The 1130-nt window shown below is 57.1% G+C and carries 1 protein-coding gene; it reads right to left on the bottom strand.

Annotation, left to right across the window (positions count from 1 at the left end; all coding sequences use genetic code 11):
* Window positions 1-716, bottom strand: a 716-nt coding sequence (locus ACEN2J_RS20820) for a recombinase family protein (protein ID WP_442108677.1), incomplete at its 3' end; no start/stop codon positions are given.
* Window positions 717-1130 lie beyond the last annotated feature (414 nt).

The raw sequence follows: 1130 nt of genomic DNA, 5'->3' as shown, positions 1-1130 counted from the left end.
CGGTCTTTGACTTGATCGGCGGGGACACCTGCAATGATCGCATCGATCAGTTTGGAGTGGTCTTTTTTGGCCGCTGCCAGGTCTTTCTCCAAAGATCCCCGATTGGACGAGGCTTCGGCCTGCAGGCGGTTGCGTTCTTTTGCATATTCCTCGCAGAAGAGCGTCAGCGCGTCTTGATCCATCAGGTTGTTATGCAACGCGTCGAGCACGCGCCGCTCCAGTTCGGCCTGACCAATCGTCGCCATGTTGCTGCACACCGCTTTGCCTTTGTTGCGCGCGGTTGAGCAACCAAATTGGCTTTGCGACACTTTGGCAAACCCACCCCCGCAACAGCCACACTCCAACAAACCCGAAAACAGCGTTTTGGAGCGGCGGCGGTCCCAAACCGGCGTATCGGTATTCTTGACCTTCATCGCGCCCTGACGGGTGCGCACAGCCTCCCACAGATCCTGATCGATGATCCGCAGCTCTGGCACATCGGTGATCACCCAATCGGCTTCGGGGTTGAGGCGCGAGATGCGTTTGCCGGTCTCGGGGTCTTTGACATAGGTGAGCCGGTTCCAGACCTGGCGGCCGATATAGAGTTCGTTGTTGAGGATGCCGGTGCCGCGTTCACGGTTGCCATGCAAGGTGGATGCGCCCCAGGTCTGTCCGGACGGGCCGGGGATGCCTTCGGCGTTGAGGGTCTCGGCGATCTTCTTGGGCGAAAGCCCCAAACAATAGTCCCTGAATATCCGCCGGACGGTTGCGGCCTCGATGGTATCAATTCTGCGGTCGCCTCTGATGGGTTCGCCTGAGGCATCATACTGAAGGATGTTTTGATAGCCGAAAGCTTTGCCCCCCGCCGATTTGCCTGCCAATGCCCGCCCTTTGAGGCCGCGATGGGTTTTGACGGCGAGATCCTTGAGGAACAGTGAGTTCATTGTACCCTTAAGGCCAATGTGCATCTCTGAAATGGCGCCTTCGCTGACGGTCTCGATCATAACGTCGCGGAATTGCAGTTTTTGATAGATTGATGCGATGTCGGCTTGGTTGCGCGACAGGCGGTCCAATCCTGTTAATTGTCACTGAGAACTGACCCGGCGGGGGTGCGGACGAAAACTTGGACTATCTTGGAGATAGTTCATGTA

Origin of the sequence: Pseudorhodobacter sp. W20_MBD10_FR17 (genome assembly GCF_052119765.1) — a bacterium.
In the GTDB taxonomy this organism is placed as follows: domain Bacteria; phylum Pseudomonadota; class Alphaproteobacteria; order Rhodobacterales; family Rhodobacteraceae; genus Pseudorhodobacter.
This window is presented reverse-complemented; position numbering and strand designations above follow the sequence as displayed.